Annotated in this window: 23 protein-coding genes; 12 read left to right on the forward strand and 11 right to left on the reverse strand. The window is 69.5% G+C overall.

Annotated features, from left to right (window positions below):
- The first annotated feature begins 13 nt into the window (after positions 1-13).
- The 4 genes from FB559_RS14320 to FB559_RS14335 all read left to right on the forward strand — a co-directional run bounded on the left by FB559_RS14320 (position 14) and on the right by FB559_RS14335 (position 2,329).
- Entirely contained in the window at positions 14-502 is a 489-nt protein-coding gene (locus FB559_RS14320; protein ID WP_141956075.1) for an ATP-binding protein, read from the forward strand.
- 7 nt (positions 503-509) lie between these two features.
- Positions 510-851 carry a helix-turn-helix domain-containing protein gene (locus tag FB559_RS46205; protein ID WP_141956076.1) on the forward strand — a complete coding sequence of 114 codons (342 nt, stop codon included), beginning with the start codon at positions 510-512 and terminating at the stop codon, positions 849-851.
- Between the two features lie 154 nt (positions 852-1,005).
- Positions 1,006-1,620 (forward strand): hypothetical protein, encoded by a 615-nt coding sequence (locus FB559_RS14330; protein ID WP_141956077.1) that lies wholly within the window; start codon positions 1,006-1,008, stop codon positions 1,618-1,620.
- 130 nt (positions 1,621-1,750) lie between these two features.
- On the forward strand, positions 1,751-2,329 hold the full coding sequence (locus tag FB559_RS14335; RefSeq protein WP_221640026.1) for a biotin transporter BioY: 579 nt from the start codon (positions 1,751-1,753) through the stop codon (positions 2,327-2,329).
- Here the strand turns inward: FB559_RS14335 and FB559_RS14340 are convergent.
- Positions 2,326-2,916, reverse strand: coding sequence for a TetR/AcrR family transcriptional regulator (locus tag FB559_RS14340; RefSeq protein WP_141961689.1), 591 nt, complete (start codon positions 2,914-2,916; stop codon positions 2,326-2,328). The genes FB559_RS14335 and FB559_RS14340 overlap by 4 nt on opposite strands.
- 140 nt (positions 2,917-3,056) lie before the next feature.
- Here FB559_RS14340 and FB559_RS14345 point away from each other — a divergent pair, with 140 nt between their 5' ends.
- A complete protein-coding gene (locus FB559_RS14345; protein ID WP_141956078.1) occupies positions 3,057-4,370 on the forward strand; it encodes a GH1 family beta-glucosidase in 1,314 nt (437 codons plus the stop codon).
- Here FB559_RS14345 and FB559_RS14350 read toward each other — a convergent pair.
- Together FB559_RS14350 and FB559_RS14355 are read right to left on the reverse strand one after the other, a co-directional pair.
- On the reverse strand, positions 4,367-5,329 hold the full coding sequence (locus tag FB559_RS14350) for a hypothetical protein (RefSeq protein WP_141956079.1): 963 nt from the start codon (positions 5,327-5,329) through the stop codon (positions 4,367-4,369). The genes FB559_RS14345 and FB559_RS14350 overlap by 4 nt on opposite strands.
- A 99-nt stretch (positions 5,330-5,428) precedes the next feature.
- On the reverse strand, positions 5,429-6,508 hold the full coding sequence (locus tag FB559_RS14355) for a CapA family protein (protein WP_141956080.1): 1,080 nt from the start codon (positions 6,506-6,508) through the stop codon (positions 5,429-5,431).
- A gap of 119 nt (positions 6,509-6,627) precedes the next feature.
- Here FB559_RS14355 and FB559_RS14360 point away from each other — a divergent pair, with 119 nt between their 5' ends.
- From FB559_RS14360 to FB559_RS14370, 3 genes are all read left to right on the forward strand, one after another.
- Positions 6,628-7,782: an aminotransferase class V-fold PLP-dependent enzyme gene (locus tag FB559_RS14360; protein WP_246121587.1), complete on the forward strand. Its 1,155-nt coding sequence runs from the start codon at positions 6,628-6,630 to the stop codon at positions 7,780-7,782.
- Positions 7,783-7,859: 77 nt separating this feature from the next.
- Positions 7,860-8,318 carry a Fur family transcriptional regulator gene (locus tag FB559_RS14365; protein WP_425455064.1) on the forward strand — a complete coding sequence of 153 codons (459 nt, stop codon included), beginning with the start codon at positions 7,860-7,862 and terminating at the stop codon, positions 8,316-8,318.
- Complete coding sequence (locus FB559_RS14370; protein ID WP_141956083.1) at positions 8,311-9,768, forward strand: catalase; 1,458 nt, start codon at positions 8,311-8,313, stop codon at positions 9,766-9,768. The genes FB559_RS14365 and FB559_RS14370 overlap by 8 nt, the downstream gene beginning before the upstream one ends.
- An 82-nt stretch (positions 9,769-9,850) precedes the next feature.
- Here the strand turns inward: FB559_RS14370 and FB559_RS14375 are convergent, their stop codons facing one another.
- The gene (locus tag FB559_RS14375) at positions 9,851-10,102 is read right to left on the reverse strand and encodes a hypothetical protein (RefSeq protein WP_141956084.1); all 252 of its coding nucleotides are present in this window, start codon (positions 10,100-10,102) and stop codon (positions 9,851-9,853) included.
- 232 nt (positions 10,103-10,334) lie between these two features.
- Between FB559_RS14375 and FB559_RS14380 the strand changes: the two genes are divergently transcribed.
- Together FB559_RS14380 and FB559_RS14385 are read left to right on the forward strand one after the other, a co-directional pair.
- Positions 10,335-11,243, forward strand: a complete 909-nt coding sequence (locus FB559_RS14380; RefSeq protein ID WP_141956085.1) for a Rieske (2Fe-2S) protein — start codon at positions 10,335-10,337, stop codon at positions 11,241-11,243.
- 41 nt (positions 11,244-11,284) lie between these two features.
- Complete coding sequence (locus FB559_RS14385; protein WP_221640027.1) at positions 11,285-11,914, forward strand: cysteine hydrolase family protein; 630 nt, start codon at positions 11,285-11,287, stop codon at positions 11,912-11,914.
- Here FB559_RS14385 and FB559_RS14390 read toward each other — a convergent pair.
- Both FB559_RS14390 and FB559_RS14395 read right to left on the reverse strand, forming a co-directional pair.
- Positions 11,911-12,162: a hypothetical protein gene (locus tag FB559_RS14390; RefSeq protein WP_141956086.1), complete on the reverse strand. Its 252-nt coding sequence runs from the start codon at positions 12,160-12,162 to the stop codon at positions 11,911-11,913. The genes FB559_RS14385 and FB559_RS14390 overlap by 4 nt on opposite strands.
- 21 nt (positions 12,163-12,183) lie before the next feature.
- Positions 12,184-12,711 (reverse strand): cupin domain-containing protein, encoded by a 528-nt coding sequence (locus FB559_RS14395; protein ID WP_141956087.1) that lies wholly within the window; start codon positions 12,709-12,711, stop codon positions 12,184-12,186.
- Between FB559_RS14395 and FB559_RS14400 the strand changes: the two genes are divergently transcribed.
- Positions 12,704-13,492, forward strand: a complete 789-nt coding sequence (locus FB559_RS14400; protein WP_141956088.1) for a helix-turn-helix domain-containing protein — start codon at positions 12,704-12,706, stop codon at positions 13,490-13,492. The genes FB559_RS14395 and FB559_RS14400 overlap by 8 nt on opposite strands.
- 6 nt (positions 13,493-13,498) lie before the next feature.
- On the opposite strand, the gene FB559_RS14405 is transcribed toward FB559_RS14400, so the two are convergent.
- Both FB559_RS14405 and FB559_RS14410 read right to left on the reverse strand, forming a co-directional pair.
- A complete protein-coding gene (locus FB559_RS14405; RefSeq protein ID WP_141956089.1) occupies positions 13,499-14,242 on the reverse strand; it encodes a sulfite exporter TauE/SafE family protein in 744 nt (247 codons plus the stop codon).
- Between the two features lie 28 nt (positions 14,243-14,270).
- A complete protein-coding gene (locus tag FB559_RS14410) occupies positions 14,271-15,062 on the reverse strand; it encodes an ABC transporter ATP-binding protein (RefSeq protein WP_141956090.1) in 792 nt (263 codons plus the stop codon).
- A 105-nt stretch (positions 15,063-15,167) separates the two neighbouring features.
- On the opposite strand from FB559_RS14410, the gene FB559_RS14415 reads away from it, so the two are divergent.
- On the forward strand, positions 15,168-15,941 hold the full coding sequence (locus FB559_RS14415; RefSeq protein ID WP_141956091.1) for a hypothetical protein: 774 nt from the start codon (positions 15,168-15,170) through the stop codon (positions 15,939-15,941).
- Between the two features lie 94 nt (positions 15,942-16,035).
- Here FB559_RS14415 and FB559_RS14420 read toward each other — a convergent pair whose 3' ends face one another.
- The 3 genes from FB559_RS14420 to FB559_RS14430 form a co-directional block, all read right to left on the reverse strand.
- Positions 16,036-16,836, reverse strand: a complete 801-nt coding sequence (locus FB559_RS14420) for an RDD family protein (protein ID WP_141956092.1) — start codon at positions 16,834-16,836, stop codon at positions 16,036-16,038.
- Between the two features lie 73 nt (positions 16,837-16,909).
- Positions 16,910-17,236 carry a DUF2752 domain-containing protein gene (locus tag FB559_RS46210; protein WP_141956093.1) on the reverse strand — a complete coding sequence of 109 codons (327 nt, stop codon included), beginning with the start codon at positions 17,234-17,236 and terminating at the stop codon, positions 16,910-16,912.
- A 345-nt stretch (positions 17,237-17,581) separates the two neighbouring features.
- Positions 17,582-18,331 (reverse strand): PP2C family protein-serine/threonine phosphatase, encoded by a 750-nt coding sequence (locus FB559_RS14430; protein WP_141956094.1) that lies wholly within the window; start codon positions 18,329-18,331, stop codon positions 17,582-17,584.
- Between the last annotated feature and the right edge of the window lie 9 nt (positions 18,332-18,340).

The following is an 18,340-nucleotide window of genomic DNA, read 5'->3' on the forward strand; positions in this document are numbered from 1 at the left end:
TCCATGTGAAGGCTTGCACAACGCCTTCTTTCGCTGCTTCACTCAATCACACAACGTGACGGTCTCCCCACCAGAATGGAGGATTTCCATGACCGCCGTCATTCTGGGCGTACGAGACATCGTGGCCCTACCTGCGGAGGTCGCGCCCACGCGACACTGGCTGCACAAATTAATCGCCGACGACCACGCGGCAATCATCGACGATGTCGTGCTGCTCGCATGCGAGGCGGTGACCAATTCGATTCGCCATTCCGACTCCGGACGTCATGGCGCCCCAGGGACGATCACGCTCGTCGTTTCCGCCATCGGCGACGTGATTCGTGTCGAGGTCACCGACGCGGGTTCGGCCACGAAGGTTCCGCACTTGATCGGCGACGATCCGGGCGCGGTCAACGGGCGGGGGCTGCACCTGGTCGACCTGCTCAGCGGAGGGCGCTGGGGCACCTCCGGCGAGGGCGGCCGGACGGTCTGGTTCGAGGTCGCGACCAGGCAGGGCGGCTAAGGCAGGCATGTCATCGGACGACGACCTCCTCACCCCGCGCGAGGCCGCACGGATGCTCGGCGTCCGCGTGGCGACCCTCGGCTCGTGGGCACGCGTCGGAGCGCTCGAACCGGCGATCCGCACCGCCGGCGGCCATCGGCGCTACCGCCGCGCCGACGTCCGCGCGTACGGCGAGGCCGCGAGCATCGCGGACCCCGGCCGCGAGCGCCGCGAGCAGGACGCCGTACGCCTCTACGGCCAGGGCTGGTCCATCCGGCAGGTCGCCGACCGCTTCGACTGCGGGTACGGCGCCATGCGGCGGATCCTCATGCGGCGTACGACGCTGCGCGGCCGAGGTGGGAATGGCTGACCGCGGCGATCCGCAAGACCTCGGCCGCGACCGCATCCAGGCCTTACCGACCGCCCAGCACCAGGGCCGGCTCTGACTTTTTACCCCCTCTTGACCTGATCTCGGGCCTCTGCGCAGAATCTCGGCAATCGCGGCGAAGACCGAGGAGCCGGGCATGGCGCCACGCATCGAACAGAGACAGCAGGCGCTGGTCTCCCATCGGACGAACTTCTGGGGGCGGCCGTCCGCGGCGAGCACCGCCTCCTGGCGATACCGAGCCCAGCCCCGGGTGGTGAAGCGCCCGGACGACGGGCAGCCCGCATTCCAGCGTTCGGTCCGGTGCAAGGTGTGCAAGAAGTCGCTAACGTACTCCGTGCACAGCGCCCAGGCCGCGAGGGCCCGGCAGAAACGCTGGCGGACCATCACCTACGTCAGTCTCGCGATCTTCGTCGTGGGTCTGCTCGGCTTCATCCTGCTCCTCGTCCTCGGCGGAGGCCCGGTCCTGACCGGCATCGCGATCGCGGCGTCGGCAGGGGGCTTTGTGGCCGTCACGTGCATCGGGCAGGTCGCGGCGGAGGAGACGGGCGTCACGGGGCACTTCAACAGCTGGCCGGTGATCTCCAAGCACGCGGTGGCCCTCGACCGGCCCGGGGTCGCGGAGCTCGTCTGCCCGCGCTGCGGTCACGCGGAGGAGTTCGGGCGGCCCAGCGTGTACCGCGACGGCCACCCGCAGACGCCGTACGAGGTCGCCAAGGCCCGGCTCGAGGCCCACGACTGCCGCACGCCCTGACGCCTCGCCCCTGCGGCTTCCCTGCCGGCCGTACAAAGGTCAGGGCCGATCTTTGGCGTGCCCCCTCACACGCCCGTAGTTGGACAAAAGGGACAATCGCCTGGTCACCCCCTTGAGAGGAAGGCTTCACGTGTCCAACACCCAGGCTGCAGTGGCGCGCCCGGCGGTGCTCGGCGACCTCGTCCCGGGCCGGCTGGTACGGGACATCACGCTCGTCGCCGGCGCGGCCGTCTTCGTCGGCGTGGCCGCGCAGATCAGTGTGCCGGTGCCGGGCACCCCGGTGCCGGTGAGCGGCCAGACGTTCGCCGTCCTGCTGTCGGGCGCCGCGCTCGGGCTGAACCGTTCCGTCCTCGCCATGGCCCTGTACGCGCTGACCGGTGTGCTGGGCGTGCCGTGGTTCGCCCAGGGCGCCTCCGGCTGGCATTTCGCGTCCTTCGGCTACGTGCTCGGGTTCGCACTGGCCGGTGCGGTCGTCGGTGCCCTGGCCGCCCGCGGCGGTGACCGGTCGCCGCCGGCCACGGTCGCCACGATGGCGCTCGGCACGCTGCTCATCTATGTGGTCGGCGTGCCGTGGCTGATGGCCATGACCCACTCGGACCTGGGCGCCGCCCTGTCGATGGGCGTGCGGCCGTTCCTCGTCGGCGACGTGCTGAAGGTGCTGCTCGCCGCCGGCCTGCTCCCATTCGCCTGGCGGCTCGCCCGGCGTTAGGGAGTCTCGCGGGAACCCGCGCCGCCCGCCGGGCCGTCGGCCTCGAAGTGATGGGCCAGGTATCCGGTGATCAGCCGCTCCACCTCGGCGAGCAGCGCGGGATCCCCGTCGCGTACGTCGCGGAAGGCGAGCTTGAGCACAGCGTCGGCGGCCTCCACGGCGACCGCGAGCGCGCGGGCCAGCTCACCCGTGTCGGGTACCGCGAACGCGTCGACGAGCAGGGCCCGCAGCCGGTCCGCGACCACCGCGTTGTTCTCCTCGCCGGCGTCGAGCAGGCGCACGTCGGCGATGTCGCCGAAGCGCAGCACGCGAAAGCCCGGCACGGTGCGGTGCATGTCGACGAAGGTGTCGATGACCGTGCCGACCGCGTCGTACCAGTGCGCGAAGTCACCCTCGGCGAGGCCGTGCGCCACCCGCTCGCCGAACATCTCCAGGTTGCGCAGAGCCAGCTCCTGCGCGATCGCGCGCTTGTCGGGGAAGAACTGGTAAACCGACCCGATCGCGACATCCGCGCGCTGCGCGACCTTCGTCGTGGACAGGCCGTCGTAGCCGTTCTCGTCGAGAATCTCGGCACACGCGTCCAGCATGCGCTGCACGCGTTCGGCGCTCCGCCGCTGGGCAGGCCGTCGGCGCAGCGCCGAAGTATCCGTCGTCACTTGTACAACTATGCCTTTTCCGAGTACATGCGCGCCCCGTAGGATCCGAATCCTCCTTACATTTCTGAGAGATGACGATGACTCCGGTCAAGGCGTTTCCGTCCAACTTTCAATGGGGCGTCGCCACGTCCGCCTTCCAGATCGAGGGGGCGACCGGCTCGGACGGCCGTGGCGTGTCGACCTGGGACACGTTCTGCCGCGAGCCGGGGAGGGTCCACGGTGGCGCCAACGCCGACGTCGCGTGCGACCACTATCACCGCTGGTCAGAGGACCTCGACCTGATCGCCAGCCTGGGCGCGCGTGCGTACCGGTTCTCCATCGCCTGGCCGAGAGTCCAGCCCTCGGGGACCGGAGCGGTCAACGCGAAGGGGCTGGACTTCTACGACAGGCTCGTGGACGGCCTGGCCTCACGCGGCCTTGCCGCCGTGCCCACCCTGTTCCACTGGGACCTTCCACAGCCGCTGGAGGACGCAGGCGGCTGGATGAACCGCGACACCGCCGCCCGCTTCGCCGACTACGCCGCGATCGTCGCCGAGCGCCTCGCCGACCGGGTCTCCCTGTGGATCACGCTGAACGAGCCGATGGTCGTGATGGCGTACGGCTACGCCTTCGGGACGCACGCGCCGGGCCTGACACTGATGCTCGGCGCGTTGCCGACCGCGCACCACCAGCTGCTCGGCCACGGCCTGGCGACCACCGCCCTGCGCACCGCCGGCGCACGTCGGATCGGCATCGCGAACAACTACACCCCCGCACAGGCGGCGAGCGACCGGCCGGAGGACCTCGCCGCGGCAGAGGCGTTCGACAACCTGCTGAACTGGCAGTTCACCGACCCGCTTCTGCGCGGCGCCTATCCGGACCTCGGCGTGGACCTGCCCCACGTACGCGACGGCGACCTCGCGACCATCGTCGCGCCCATCGACGTGCTCGGCGTCAACTACTACAGCCCCGTGGGCGTCGCCGCGGCCGGTGCGGAAGAGCCCCTGCCGTTCACCATGACCGAGGTGCCGGGAGCCCCGCTGACCGGCATGGGCTGGCCGGTCGTCCCGGACGCCCTGCGCCGCCTGCTGCTGACGCTGCGCACCCGGTACGGCGCCGCGCTGCCGCCGATCCAGATCACCGAGAGCGGCTGTTCCTACGATGAGTCACTCGACGACCAGCCCCGCATCGACTACCTGTCCGGCCACGTCGACGCGGTACGGGCGGCGATGGAGGCCGGCGTGGACGTAGGGGGGTACTACGTCTGGTCGCTGCTGGACAACTTCGAGTGGGCGGAGGGCTACGGCCCGAGGTTCGGCCTGGTCCACGTGGACTACGAGACCCAGCGCCGCACACCGAGAGCCTCGTACGCCTGGTACCGCGACCTGATCGCCGAGGCGCCTTAGCGCGTGCCGCCCACGATCTCCCCGCGGTATCCGATCGGGCCCTCGTTGACCCGCTGGGCATACCCGGTGAACGACGCTCCGTCGTGGGTCAGCCCGATCGAGGCCGTGTTGCCCCGCTGGTCCCGCCAGCCGACCCGCTCGACCGGCCCGGAACCGGTGTCGAGGAACACGGACAGCTCGCCCGACCGATGCCAGTCCCCGCCCCAGTGGACCTCGGTCTCGAACCGCCGCGCGGATCCATCGAGGTGTTCGCGGCGCTCGGTCAGATCGCCCCGGAACTGCAGCCAGGCTCCACCGGGGGTACGCACATGGCCGAGGAAACCGGTCATCTCGCCCGCGAAGCTGATGGCCGCCTCACTGCCGTCCGAGCCGCGCCAGCTCAGCTCCGCGGGCGCCGCGGCCTGGCCCTCGTCGATCTGAAACCGCAGCTCCGGCCCGTCCCGCCATTCCGACGCACCGGCAGGACGGGAGTAGGTGGCAAAGGTGAAGGCCGACTCCGCCGCGTGGTCCGTCAGCAGTGCACGCTCCGCGGCGTCCCGGTCCCAGACGGACTCCAGCAGCACCCGGTAGAGCCAGAGCATCGCGCGAGAGTCCTCGGCGCTGCGCAGCTCGAGCGTGTTCGGCCCCGATCGCAGCCATTCGCCGGGCACCGCGAACGTCATCACCTGCGGCAGGTCGCCCCCGCCCGGTATCCGGAGACGGGAGATCACACTCTGGCCGTTCACCAGGATGTCCAGCGGCGCGTGGCCCGACGACGACCCGTTCTTCGACACCAGCGCGCAGATCTTCATCGTCACCTCGTCCGAGGGAGTCTCGGCCGCGAAGTCCACCCACACGGCTCCGCCCGCGTCGAGGATCCAGTGTCCGCCGGCGTCACCGGCGCCGTCCGCGCGGACGGAGGCATTGGCCGTACGCGGCGGATCGGCGGAGAAGTCGACGAACGTAGGGTTCAGGGTCATGTCCGGCGATTATTCCGATCGCGACGAGTGCGCGGCGGCGTCTCGCGCCGAAACGCCCTCGCCACGACCGGTCAGGAGCGGGCGGCCAGCGGCGGGCGGTCAGGGGCGGGCGGTCAGGCCGGTGCAGCGGCGCAGCCCGTTCCACTTCTTCAGGGCCTGCGTGCGTGAGGCGCCGCTGAGCGGGCGTGGGATGCCGCCGGAGATCGTGGCGGGCTTCCACTGGGCCTTGAGCACCTTGCGTCCGCTCAGGGTCACCTCGAGGACTCCGGAGTCGGCGGTGCGGCCGCTGGCCGCGTAGAAGAAGAAGTTGCCCAGGCCGTAGTCGATGTAGCGGCCATGGAAGAACCCGCCCCCGAGGGGGACGTGGGCGTGTGAACCGACGATCACGTCGGCGCCCGCCTGGACGAGCTGGTTCGCCAGGTGCTTCTGCCGCGGCAGCGGGCAGGCTTCCATCTCCTGTCCCCAGTGCAGGAAGACGATGACCGCGTCGGCCTGCTTCCGCGCCTTGCGTACCTCCTGGAGCAGGCGCGGGGCGTTCTTGGCCGAGGCGAGGCCGGCATGGGTGTTGGTGGCCGTCCAGCCCGCGATCAGGTTGTCGTCCAGCACCTGTGTGGCGCCGATCACCGCGAGCTTGGTGTCCTTGACCGTCGCGTAGTAGGGCCGGTACGCCTCCGCGGCGTTCTTGCCGATGCCGACGACGGGGTAGCCGGTCCGTTTGATCGCCGCGAGGGAGTCGGCCAGGCCGACCCGGCCGAAGTCGACGCCGTGGTTGTTGGCCATGGAGACGACGTCGACGCCGGCCGCCTTCAGCGCGGTGAACGCGCTCGCCGGGGCGCGGAAGTTGAACTCCTTCGGCTCCTTCGTGCCACGCGTCGTGATGGCCGTCTCCAGGTTGACCATCGTGAAGTCGGCGCCCTTCAGCGTCGGGATGGTCGGCCCGAGGGCCGTGCGCGGCGAGGACAGCCGGGCGCTGAGCTGGGCGTAGAAGTGCGTGTCGCCGGCGAAGGCGATCGTGATCGGCTGCTTGGCCGCCTCGGCGGTCGAACCTGGGGTCCGTGGCACGGACGGCGTCATGCTGAGCGGCGGCATCTTCGCGTCGCTCTTCTCGCTGCACGCCGTCGCGCACACGGCCAGTCCGGTCGCCACGGCCAGGACGACAGGGAGCAATGGTCGCCGCATCGCACTCACCACCTCGGGTAGATCGCACAGAATGCCACGTCCGGGGCCTTGACCGCGCTTCGGGAGCACATAGCGTTCGTGTTGCCGGACGTTCCTGGACGATTTCGAGGGAGGCGCTCGTGCTCGACATCGCGCTGGTCCGCGCCGAGACACCGGGGTGCGCACAGGTCGTGCACTTCAACAACGCGGGGGCCGCGCTGCAGCCCCGACCGGTTCTGGACACGGTCCGCGGACATCTGGAAGCCGAGGCGCGCGTCGGGGGGTACGAGGCGGCCGACGCCGCGATGGACCGGCTGACCAGAACCTACGACTCGGTGGCCCGGCTCATCGGCGCCGACCAGAGCGAGATCGCGATCACCGAGAACGCCACCCGCGCCTGGGACATGGCGTTCTACGGCATTCGCTTCCGGCCGGGCGAGCGCGTCCTCACCTCGGCGAGTGAGTACGGCAGCAACGCGATCGCCCTCCTGCACGCCGCACGCGACCGCGGCATCAAGGTGGAGGTCCTCCCGGACGACGAGCACGGCCAGGTCTCCCTCGACGCCCTGAGGGCGACGCTCGACGACGACGTGGCGCTGGTCGCGGTCAACCACGTCCCGACCCACGACGGGCTGGTCAACCCGGTCGCCGACATCGGACGGCTGACGCGTTCGGCCGGCGCCCTCTTCCTGGTCGACGCCTGTCAGTCCATCGGCCAGATCGCGGTGGACGTGGACGAGATCGGCTGCGACATGCTGTCGGGGACGGGCCGCAAGTTCCTGCGCGGGCCGCGCGGCATCGGCTTTCTCTACGTACGGCGCGAGGCTCTCGACCGGATCTCGCCGACGTTTCTCGATGACCGCAGTGCGGAGTGGACGGGGCCGGAGTCGTACGAGCTGGCCCCCGACGCCCGGCGGTTCGAGAGCTTCGAGCGCTCCGCCGCCCTGCAGCTCGGGCTCGGAGCGGCGGCGGAGTACGCGATGGCGATCGGCCTGGACGTGATCGAGCGGCGGGTGACCGAGCTGGCCGTACGCCTGCGCACGGCGCTCGAGGACGTTCCCGGCGTCACGGTACGTGATCGGGGGAAGCGCCGTTCGGGCATCGTGACGTTCACGCGGGACGGCCACGCCGCCGCGGATCTGGTCACGGCCCTGGCCCACCAGAAGATCAACGTACGGCTGTCGGCGCAGGTCTACCGCTACGACGGCGGGCCCGCTCCGGCGCCCCGCGTACGCGCGTCGGTGCACTACTACAACACCGAGGACGAGATATCCCAGCTGGTCAGGGCCCTGTAGGCCGGGAAAGGGCGGGAGCCGCCCGCACAAAACGGATATCTTTCGTTCCCTTGAATCATTCAGGTTAAGGGCATACGTTGGGTGACGTGAAGGATCACCCGCACGACTCCGCCGCCGAGCTTCGCTCGGCCGGTCTCAGGGTGACGGCCGTCCGGCTCGCCATCCTCGACACGGTGCGCGCCGGCGACCATCTGGACGTCGACGCCGTCACCTCGCGAGTACGCGACCGGCTCGGCCACGTGTCGTTCCAGGCCGTATACGAGGCCCTCCATGCCTTCACCACGCTGGGTCTCGTACGGCGGATCGAGCCCGCGGGAAGCCCGGCGCGCTTCGAGTGCCGGGTCGGAGACAACCACCATCACCTCGTTTGCCGAGAGTGCGGACGCCTCACCGACGTCGACTGCGCAGTCGGAGAGGCCCCGTGCCTCGAGCCCGCCAATGACGCCGGATATCTGGTGGACGAGGCCGATGTCACCTTCTGGGGTTTCTGCCCTGACTGCCGTCAGGCTCACAAGGAGGAATTTGCGCATGACTGACCAAAGGCCCATCACCACCACTGACGCCGGCATTCCGGCGCCCAGTGATCACGATTCGCTCTCGGTCGGGCCGAACGGACCGCTGCTTCTTCAGGACCACTACGTGATCCAGAAGATGGCGCAGTTCAACCGTGAGCGTGTTCCTGAGCGCGTCGTCCACGCCAAGGGCGGGGGCGCCTTCGGCTTCATGGAGATCACCGAGGACGTCAGCCAGTTCACCAAGGCGAAGCTTTTTCAGAAGGGGGCCCGCACCGACCTGCTGCTGCGGTTCTCCTCCGTCGCGGGCGAGCTGGGCTTCCCGGACACCGTGCGTGATCCGCGCGGATTCGCGCTGAAGTTCTACACCGAGGACGGCAACTACGACCTCGTCGGCAACAACACGCCGGTCTTCTTCATCCGCGACCCGAGCAAGTTCTCCGACTTCATCCACTCCCAGAAGCGCCGCTCGGACAACCACCTGCACGACCACAACATGCAGTGGGACTTCTGGACGCTGCGCACCGAGTCCGCGCACCAGGTGACCTTCCTGATGTCGGACCGCGGCACGCCGTACTCCTGGCGGCACATGAACGGCTACGGCAGCCACACCTTCATGTGGGTCAACGCCGGCGGCGAGAAGTACTGGGTGAAGTACCACTTCAAGACCGACCAGGGCGTCAAGAACTTCACCGATGCCGACGCCGGTGCCCAGACCGCGCTCGACCGCGACTTCCACATCCGCGACCTCAGCTACGCGATCAACGCGAGCGAGCACCCGACGTGGACCGTACAGGTCCAGGTCATGCCGTTCGAGCACGCCGCGGACTACCGGTTCAACCCGTTCGACCTGACGAAGGTCTGGCCGCACAGTGACTATCCGCCGATCAACATCGGCAGGCTCACGCTGAACCGCAACCCGGAAGACTACTTCGCGCAGATCGAGCAGGCGGCGTTCGAGCCCGCCAACCTGGTGCCCGGCATCGCCGCGAGCCCGGACAAGATGCTGCAGGGCCGGCTGTTCTCCTACCCGGACACGCACCGGTACCGGATCGGCCCCAACTACCTGCAGCTTCCGGTCAACCGGCCGAAGGTGCCCGTCCACTCCTACAACAAGGACGGCGCCATGCGGTACGAGAACTACGGTGACCCGGTGTACGCGCCGAACACCGCCGGTGGTCCGCAGGCCGACCCGTCGCTGTACGACGGCGAGAGCTACGGCGTCACCGGTGAGATCGTCCGCGCGGCCTACACGCTGCACGCCGAGGACGACGACTACGGCCAGCCGCGTGCCCTGTACGACAACGTGCTGTCCGACACCGACCGCGCCAACCTCGCGGGCAACATCGTCGGCCACGCGTCACGGCCGGAGGTCACGGCCGAGATGAAGGTGCGCGTGGTGGAGTACTGGCGCAACGTCTCCAAGGACCTGGGCGACAACGTCGCCAAGGGCCTCGGCGTCAACGGCGGCTGAGCTCCCCCACCCCCCAAGGAAGGGACGGCCCGATCCTGGGCCGTCCCTTTCTGGCTTGAGTCAGAACGGGCGGCGCACGGGGTCAGGAGACACGCTGGCCGGTGGCCCGCTCGGCCTCGATCTCGGCGGCGCGGATCGCCGAGTAAAGAGCGTCGGAGGTGTCCGCCTGCACGATCAGCCGGCAGCCCGCACGCAGTTGCTCGATGGTGAGGGCACACGCCGAGGTGCGGAAGGCCCACCATCGTCCGGTATCACTGATCCACAGCCGCCAGCCGGGGAACTCGGCCTCGAGCCGCCCCATCTCGACCACCCCGGTGCTGGTGATTTCACGCATCGACCCTTTAAAGATAAACGAGAGATGATAGGGACGCGAGACCCTGATGTTGACGCGATACGGCCGGTATTAGGCGTTTCATTTACTTCATCTCGTGGCACCCCACCCGTCGCCGGAAATTGTCCTCACCACAGGCCCATCCACGGTAGAAATCGGTGTAGACGGGACCCCGTATGGTGCCCGCGCGAGGCGGCAGGCTAGTGTCCGAAGCAGAGCCATCCGAGGAGGTGCGGTGAACCGACAGCGGGTGAGCAGGATCTCCCGGTCCCTGACCGTGCCCCGCCCTCTCAAGGTCGCCGAGGACCTCGAGCACGCTCACATCCTCGACCGGCCCGCCCGTGGCCTCGCCGGCGCCGTACTCCGCGTACTCCCGCCGGGACGTCTCAAGGACATCCTTCACGGGGTGCCGCTCGGCCACCCCGCCCATCCTCCGCTCACCGATCTCCCGGTGGGCTGCTGGATGGCCGCCACCGTCCTGGACTTCCTGCCGGACACCGAGCGCGCCACCCAGGTGCTGCTGGCCGTCGGGCTGGCGGGCGCGGTCCCGGTGGCCCTGACGGGCGCCGCCGACTGGTCCTCGCTCCACATCGAGCAGCAGCGCGTCGGTGTCGCACACTCGGTCGGCACGGTCGCCGCGACGGGCCTGTTCGCCGCCTCACTGATCGCCCGGGTCCGCGGCCGTACCCGCCAGGGCAAGACCCTGGGCCTCGCGGGCCTCGTCGCGCTCTTCGGCGGCACCTACCTGGGCGGGCATCTGGCCTTCCGCCTCGGTGCTGGCGCCAGCCACGCCGAGTCGATCACCCACCTGGGCCCGCTCGGCTGGCACGACCTGTGCCCGCTGGACGAGCTGCCCGAGGGCTGGCCGGTCCACCGGAGCCTGGGCTACATCAGCCTGTTCGTCCTGCGCTACGGCGAGGACGTCCACGTCCTCGCCGACCGCTGCAGTCACCTCGACGGGCCGCTGCACCAGGGGCGCATGGTCCGGGTCGACGACGAGATCTGCGTGATCTGCCCCTGGCACGGGAGCACGTTCCAGGTCAGCGACGGCACCGTGGTGCACGGGCCCGCGACCGGCCGCCAGCCCGCCTTCGAGACCAGGATCCTCGAAAGCGGCATGATCCAGGTACGCCCCGCCCGCTGACCTTGCCGACGCGAGCCGGACGGATTAGCGTCCGATGGCGGGTGAGCAGCAGAAAGGGCGGAGACATGGCGATCGATCCCAAGACGACCGCGGTCGTTCTCATCGAATACCAGAACGACTTCACCTCCGAAGGCGGTGTCCTCCACGGCGCCGTGTCCGGGGTGATGGACAGCACCGGGATGCTGGGCAACACGCGCAAGGTCGCCGAGGCGGCGCGCGCGGCCGGGGCGACCGTGATGCACGCGCCGATCACCTTCGCCGAGGGCTACAACGAGATCACCTCGCACCCGTACGGCATCCTCAAGGGGGTCGTCGACGGCAACGCGTTCGTCAAGGGGTCCTGGGGAGCGGCGATCATCGACGATCTGGCTCCCGTGGACGGCGACATCGTCATCGAGGGAAAGCGCGGGCTGGACACCTTCGCCAGCACCAACCTCGACTTCATCCTGCGCAGCAAGGGCATCACCACCATCGCCCTGGGCGGGTTCCTCACCAACTGCTGCGTCGAGTCGACGATGCGCAGCGGCTACGAGAACGGCTACCGGGTCGTCACCCTCACCGACTGCCTCGCCGCGACCTCCGCCGAGGAGCACGACAACGCGCTGAAGTACGACTTTCCGATGTTCTCCCAGCCGATGGCTGCCACGGAGTTCATCGGCGAGCTTGCCTAGGACTCCTCGGACGGTTTCGGGGCGGGGTCCCGGCGGTCGTTGAAGGGGTGCTCGACCAGGGCGAGGACGCGGCTGGCCATGAAACGCGCGGTGCGTACCGGCGTGCCCGTGCGGGTCACCTCGGTCACCTCCACGACGCCCCGGCGGTTGACGACCTCGACGCGGCGTCCGGCACGGGTGGCCACGACCTCGTACGTGCGGGTCGCTCCGCCGGCGTCGATCATGACCTCCACCCGATCGCCCTTCATGGCCACACCCTTCTCGAACGTCTATTCGATTATTACCCCATGAAGGCAGTGTTCAACCGGGCCGAGAGAGCGTTGGGCGGGCCGGTTCGCGGGCACGAACAACGCCTCGAACGGTGGCTCGCCAACGCCGGCCGTGACGTGCCCGCGGCCCGTCGTGTCGCTCACGAACACCAGGTCGCCGGGGCCGAACCGCCGTCGGGTGCCATCGCTGACCCGCACCTCGATCGCGCCGCGCACCATCACGACCCATTGCTCTGCCGGCGCGGGATGCGGGTCACTGTCGAACTCGGCGCTGCGCAGGAAGGTCACGGCGCCGGCGACGGACATGCCGCCGGTGAACATCGGCGGCACGCCCTCGGAGATCCGCCTCTCGGTCAGGTCGAGCTCGGCGTCCTCGAACGCGGATCCACCATCATGGGTGCGCACGACCCTCGTGTAGGCCTTCACATCGTTCATGACGCCATGCTCGGAGCCGTCCGGGCCTGCGGGCAATACCGTGCGGGGTATCGACGGGCGACGGCTCGATCGATACGACTGGAGCATGGTCACGATGACGGAGGTCGGCGGGTTCGCCCAGGAGTTGCGGCGATGGCGCACGGTACGGCGCTGGAGCCAGCTGGACCTCGCCCTGCGCGCGGGCACGACCCAGCGTCATCTCAGCTACATCGAGCAGGGACGGTCCCGGCCCGGCCGAGCCATCGTCCTGCGGCTGGCGGAGTCACTGGAGCTGACCCTGCGCGAGCGCAACTCCCTGCTGCTCACCGCGGGTTACGCGCCCGTGTTCGCGGAGTCCCGCCTCGACGACCCGGAGCTGGCGCCGGTACGCGAGGCGATCGACCGCGTCCTGGAGGGCCATCTGCCCTACCCGGCACTCGTCGTACGGCCCTACGGCGAGCTGGTCGCCGCGAACACCGCGATCGGCGTGCTCACGGAGGGCGCGGCCGCGCACCTGCTGGCACCGCCCGTCAACGTCGTCCGTCTCGCGCTGCATCCGGACGGCCTGGCGCGCCGCGTCGAGAACCTCTCCGAGTGGGGCCGGCACGTCATCGAGGGCCTCAACGCGCAGGCGCTGCGCAGCCCGGACGACCGCCTGGACGCGTTCATCGCCGAGCTGCGGGACTACGTCCCGCCGATGCCCTACGGGCCCGGCCACATCGGCTTCGCGGTGCCGCTGCGCCTGCGCTGTGAGGAGGGTGAGCTACGGCTGATCACGACGCTGACCTCGTTCGCGACGGTCGTGGACGTCACGCTCGCGGAGCTGCGGCTCGAGGCGTTCCTGCCGGCCGACGGGGAGTCCGCGCGGATCCTGCGGCTGCGGGCGGAACGGTAGCGCGGCTCAGACCAGCTTGATGATGGCGGTCACGCCGACGATCACGATGAGGACGCGCAGGGCCATCGGGGGCAGCCGGCGGCCGATCGAGGCTCCCGCCAGGCCGCCGAGCGTCGAGCCCACCGCGATGCACACGACGATGGCCCAGTTGACGTGCGCGATGAGGATGAACAGCACCGCGGCCGCGGCGTTCACGATGCCCGCCAGGACGTTCTTGACGGCGTTCACACGCTGGAGGTTCTCGGCGAGGAAGGTCGCCAGGAGGCCCAGCAGGATGACCCCCTGCGCGGCACCGAAGTAGCCGCCGTACACCCCGCTGGCGAGCACGCCGAGCCACAGCCAGGGGCCGCCGTGCGGACGTAGCTGCCGGCCCCCGAGCCACTGGCTGAGCTTCGGCTGTATGACCACGAGCACGCAGGCGAGCGCGATCAGCACCGGCACGACGATCTCGAACGTCTCTTCGGGAAGGACGAGAAGCAGCAGACCGCCGGTGACCGCGCCGATCGCCGAGGCGGCGCCCAGCCAGAGCACGCGGGTCCGCTGGCCGTCCAGCTCACGCCGGTAGCCGTACACCCCCGAGGCGGAGCCCGGCACCAGGCCGACGGTGTTGGAGACGTTCGCCACGACCGGTGGGTACCCCAGGGCGATGAGGACCGGAAAGGTGATGAGCGACCCGGATCCCACGATCACGTTGATGCAGCCCGCGGCCAGCCCTGTAGCGAAGATCAACAGCGCATGCAGGGGCGTCACCGAGCCGCCTCACGGGCGCGGAACGAGATCACGTAGCGATGGCTCGGGCGTGCCAGCGCCCCTCTTGCCGTTCGACTTGCAGAGGGAGCCCGAAGCACTTCGACAGGTGCTGGTCGGTGAACACCTCGTCGACCTTCCCTGTGGCGACGACCGAGCCACGGCGCAGCAGCATCGCGTGGGTGAACCCCTCGGGCACCTCTTCGACGTGATGCGTGACGAGTGCCATCGTCGGCGCGAGACGGTCGACGGCCAGGCTGGTCAGCCGTGCCACGAGGTCCTCTCGGCCACCGAGGTCCAGGCCGGCGGCCGGCTCGTCGAGCAGCAGCAGCTCCGGGTCGGGCATGAGGGCACGGGCGATGGACACGCGCTTGCGCTCACCTTCGGAAAGCGTCGAGAAACGACGCCGGATCAGGTGCGCGCAGCCGAGCGCGTCGAGGAGTTCGACGGCACGGGTTACATCCGTGGAGTCATACTCCTCTTTCCACCGGCCGATGATCGCGTAGGAGGCCGTGAGGACCAGATCGATGACCTTCTCGTCGGCCGGGACCTTGTCGGCCACCGCCGAGCTGGACAGCCCGATACGGGGCCGGAGTTCGAACACGTCGGCCTGGCCGAGGCGTTCGCCCAGGATCTCGACACTGCCCGAGGTCGGGAACAGCATCGCCCCCGCCACCTGCAACAACGTCGTCTTTCCCGCGCCGTTCGGACCGATGATCACCCATCGCTCGTCCTCCTGCACGGTCCAGTCGATGTTGCGCAGCAGCGTCGACCCCTCGCGCCGGATCTCGACGCCCTTGAGCTTGAGTACCTCGCCGGCCATCGCATCCCTTCGGTATCTCACGTAGCCGCAGGCGGCAGGGCCGCCGGGCACGCACGGGGTCTCCGGCACGAACCTACGGCATTCGGACGCCTTATGGTTGTCGGCATGCGAGTCACACACCCCTCAGCCGCCCTCGTCGCCTGGGGCAACGCGTGGCTGACCGGCCACGTGGGGCTCGACGAGGCCGTCGATGTCGTCGAACGCCTGGACGGCCCGCATGTCGCCGCCGGCCTCCCGGCCGAATCCGGCGACATGCCGTTGCGCGGTGCCCTCGCGGCCCTGCGGGTGGCCGGGCTGTCCGCGCTGCGGCTCGCCCTGCCGGCCCCGGGCGACCCGCTCGGGCTGACCGGGCCGCCCGCGTTCAACACGGCCGCGATCGAGGCCGAAGAGGCCGTCCTCCTGACCATCCGCGACCAGACCTTCGGGCTGATCCCGACCGAGGACCGGCGCGGCTCGTCCTACGTCGGCACCCGCTGGACCATGCACGAGACGCGGTCGGCCGTGGCGGACACCCCGCTGCTTCCCGAGGCCGACCATCGCCTGACCGTGGCCGTACGCGAGGCGACCGAGTCGCTCATGTCCGTCGACGGCACCCTGGAGTGGCGGCCGGAGATCGCCGAGGCTCTCGGCGCGTTGCGTGACTCACATCACCACGAACAGGTCGGCGGCCTGGCCCCGGGCTATCCCGCACGTGCGCACCGGGTGGCGGCGCTGGCCGGCCGCCTCGCGGTCGTCGTCGACCTGGCGCGGGGCACCGAGGGTGCCACCCTGTCCGCCGCGCAGGTACGCCACCGCGCGGAGGCCCTGCGTGATCTCGATCACGCCGTACGCCGTGCTCAGGTCGCGGCGTGCAACAGCGTCCTGGACACGGTGAGCTGACCGGCGCCACGGGCCGGCGAATCCGGCTCGAACGACAAAGACGCCCGGGAGGAGCCGATCGCTCCGCCGGGCGTCACTGTCGCTTCAAGCAGACTCAGGTGCCGTCCTGGACGACGATCGCCCGGCAGATCTTGTCCGCGAACGTCTGGCTCTTGTCGTCCCACAGGGGCCACAGCCAGCCGATGTAGCAGGCGAACGAGTCGATGTAGTGCGCGAGCTTGCGCCCGACCCCGCGACCGGCGCCGAGCAGCTGACCGGTGTCCGCGTCGACGACCTTGATGTGGAGCGCGCGCTTGCCGATCGTCTGACCGGAGTTGCCCTCCAGGTAGCCGAGGAGGCCGAAGCCCGCGATGGAGCCGAGGAAGTCGAGGAAGTAGGTCAGGCCGACGCTGTGGGTCACCGCGCCGATGATCGCCAGCACGATCCCGAGCGGAATGAAGATGATCAGACCGTCCAGGAGGGCCGCCGCGAAGCGGGAGCCCCACCCTGCGTACTGGGACTGGCTGTAGCCGGGGCCGTAGCCCTGCTGCGAGTACGCCTGCTGACCGTACGGGGGCTGCTGACCGTATCCCGGCTGCTGCTGCCCATAGTCCTGGCCGTATCCGCCGGGCTGCTGCTGGCCGTATCCCGGCTGACCATAGCCGGGCTGCTGCTGGCCGTAACCAGGCTGCTGCTCCTGACCGTAACCGGGCTGCTGCTGGCCATAGCCCGGCTGCTGCTGCCCGTATCCCGGCTGACCATAGCCGGGCTGCTGCTGGCCGTATCCAGGCTGCTGCTCCTGACCGTATCCAGGCTGCTGCTGGCCGTACCCCGGCTGCTGCTGCCCGTAGCCGGGCTGCTGGCCATAGCCCGGCTGCTGCTGACCCTGGCCGTACGGGTCGTAGGGGGTGCTCACGCTCTTTCTCCTTTGTCGAAATTACGCCCGTCCGCCGGGCCAGGCTCCGCGATCTCCCTTGGGGGTAGGTGGTTCAGAACCGCAGAAACCCGAACCGGGCAAGCTGCCAGACCCATGACAGCGCGACGACCACGCCGAGGAACCAGGCGCGGGTGCGCGGATTGATCGCCCACCATCGACGCCCCGACCCCAGCGGAGCCGTTGCCAGACCGATCGCCCCCGCGAGGACGACCGGGTTCGCGGCGAGGGCCTTGGCCGGATGAGCCGCCCCCAGCTCCATGAACACGGTCGTACCGCCACAGAAGGGGCAGGGGACTCCGGTCAGCGCCCGAATGGGGCACAGTATGCCGGGATCGTGGACTCGATGCACAAATGACGCCAATACCGCCGCGGCGGACATAGCTCCGACGCGCAGAATCACACCGAGTGGGCCGGCGCCCGCGGCAGCGGTAATACGGTCCACCGCACTGACCGGCCGACCTCGGGCTCGTGACGCGACCCCATGCCCCCGTGCCACGTCCAAACTCTCGCCCTCCCACTTGGTGCTGTTATGCGGCCTGTGGACCCGTATATCGCAGTAAACCCGGCACAGGTCAAGCAAAAAACCAGGCAGATTTCAGAACGTAACCCGCTGGAGACCTTGCGACGACGGCCGGCCACCCGCTAAGGGAGGCCGCACGCCGGACGGGCGAAGTGTCGGGGCGCCGCCCGTTCGGCGTTCGGATCGGTCCAGGGGAAGGGAGGCTCAGTCCTCCGCGGCGCCCACGACCATCGGTGCGGCCGCCTCCGCGCCCTCCGCGACGACGTCGACGACGATCACCGTGATGTTGTCCGGCCCGCCTCCCTGGTTGGCCGCGCTGATGAGCTCGCCCACGGCCGCGGCCGGGTCGGACTCGGTGGTCATCACCTGATGCATCGTCTCGGCGTCGACCGGCCCGCTCAGTCCGTCGGAGCACAGGAGGTAACGGTCTCCTGGGAGCGCCTCGCGCAGCGACAGGTCCGGCTTGCGTTCCGGTCTGCCGTCGAGCACGCGGACCAGGCGGTTGGCCAGATGGGGGGCCGCACCGTCCTCGCCGGTGAGCATCTTCTCCAGCGTGTGGTCCTCGGTGATCTGGTAGAGGATCCCCTCGCGCAGCATGTAGGCACGCGAGTCACCGATGTGCGCGAGTGCGGTGTGGGTACCCGACCACAACATCGCGGTGCAGGTGGTCCCCATCGACTGGAGCGCGGGCTCGTCCTCGACCTTTTGGGCGATCGCCTGGTTGGCGGCGAGCACGGCGCGCTCGACCACCTCGACCAGCTTGGCCTGGGGCACCTCGTGGTCGATGGACGAGAGGGCCTGGATCGCGAGCGAGCTGGCGATCTCGCCGCCCACGTGTCCGCCCATGCCATCGGCGACCGCGAGCAGCCACGGGCCCGCATACGCCGAGTCCTCGTTGTTCTCGCGGGCACGGCCGACATCCGATCCCGCGGCGTAGCGAATGGCAACTCTCATATGATTTCC

Source organism: Actinoallomurus bryophytorum (genome assembly GCF_006716425.1).
In the GTDB taxonomy this organism is placed as follows: domain Bacteria; phylum Actinomycetota; class Actinomycetes; order Streptosporangiales; family Streptosporangiaceae; genus Actinoallomurus; species Actinoallomurus bryophytorum.

What these genes read in the sequence shown, in the direction of transcription:
- FB559_RS46205 (WP_141956076.1), top strand. Translation starts at nt 510, where the DNA reads ATGTCATCGGACGACGACCTCCTCACCCCGCGCGAGGCCGCACGGATG.
- FB559_RS14330 (WP_141956077.1), top strand. Translation starts at nt 1,006, where the DNA reads ATGGCGCCACGCATCGAACAGAGACAGCAGGCGCTGGTCTCCCATCGG.
- FB559_RS14340 (WP_141961689.1), bottom strand. Translation starts at nt 2,916, where the DNA reads ATGCTGGACGCGTGTGCCGAGATTCTCGACGAGAACGGCTACGACGGC.
- FB559_RS14345 (WP_141956078.1), top strand. Translation starts at nt 3,057, where the DNA reads ATGACGATGACTCCGGTCAAGGCGTTTCCGTCCAACTTTCAATGGGGC.
- FB559_RS14350 (WP_141956079.1), bottom strand. Translation starts at nt 5,329, where the DNA reads ATGACCCTGAACCCTACGTTCGTCGACTTCTCCGCCGATCCGCCGCGT.
- FB559_RS14355 (WP_141956080.1), bottom strand. Translation starts at nt 6,508, where the DNA reads ATGCGGCGACCATTGCTCCCTGTCGTCCTGGCCGTGGCGACCGGACTG.
- FB559_RS14370 (WP_141956083.1), top strand. Translation starts at nt 8,311, where the DNA reads ATGACTGACCAAAGGCCCATCACCACCACTGACGCCGGCATTCCGGCG.
- FB559_RS14375 (WP_141956084.1), bottom strand. Translation starts at nt 10,102, where the DNA reads ATGCGTGAAATCACCAGCACCGGGGTGGTCGAGATGGGGCGGCTCGAG.
- FB559_RS14390 (WP_141956086.1), bottom strand. Translation starts at nt 12,162, where the DNA reads ATGAAGGGCGATCGGGTGGAGGTCATGATCGACGCCGGCGGAGCGACC.
- FB559_RS14400 (WP_141956088.1), top strand. Translation starts at nt 12,704, where the DNA reads ATGGTCACGATGACGGAGGTCGGCGGGTTCGCCCAGGAGTTGCGGCGA.
- FB559_RS14410 (WP_141956090.1), bottom strand. Translation starts at nt 15,062, where the DNA reads ATGGCCGGCGAGGTACTCAAGCTCAAGGGCGTCGAGATCCGGCGCGAG.
- FB559_RS14415 (WP_141956091.1), top strand. Translation starts at nt 15,168, where the DNA reads ATGCGAGTCACACACCCCTCAGCCGCCCTCGTCGCCTGGGGCAACGCG.
- FB559_RS46210 (WP_141956093.1), bottom strand. Translation starts at nt 17,236, where the DNA reads ATGTCCGCCGCGGCGGTATTGGCGTCATTTGTGCATCGAGTCCACGAT.
- FB559_RS14430 (WP_141956094.1), bottom strand. Translation starts at nt 18,331, where the DNA reads ATGAGAGTTGCCATTCGCTACGCCGCGGGATCGGATGTCGGCCGTGCC.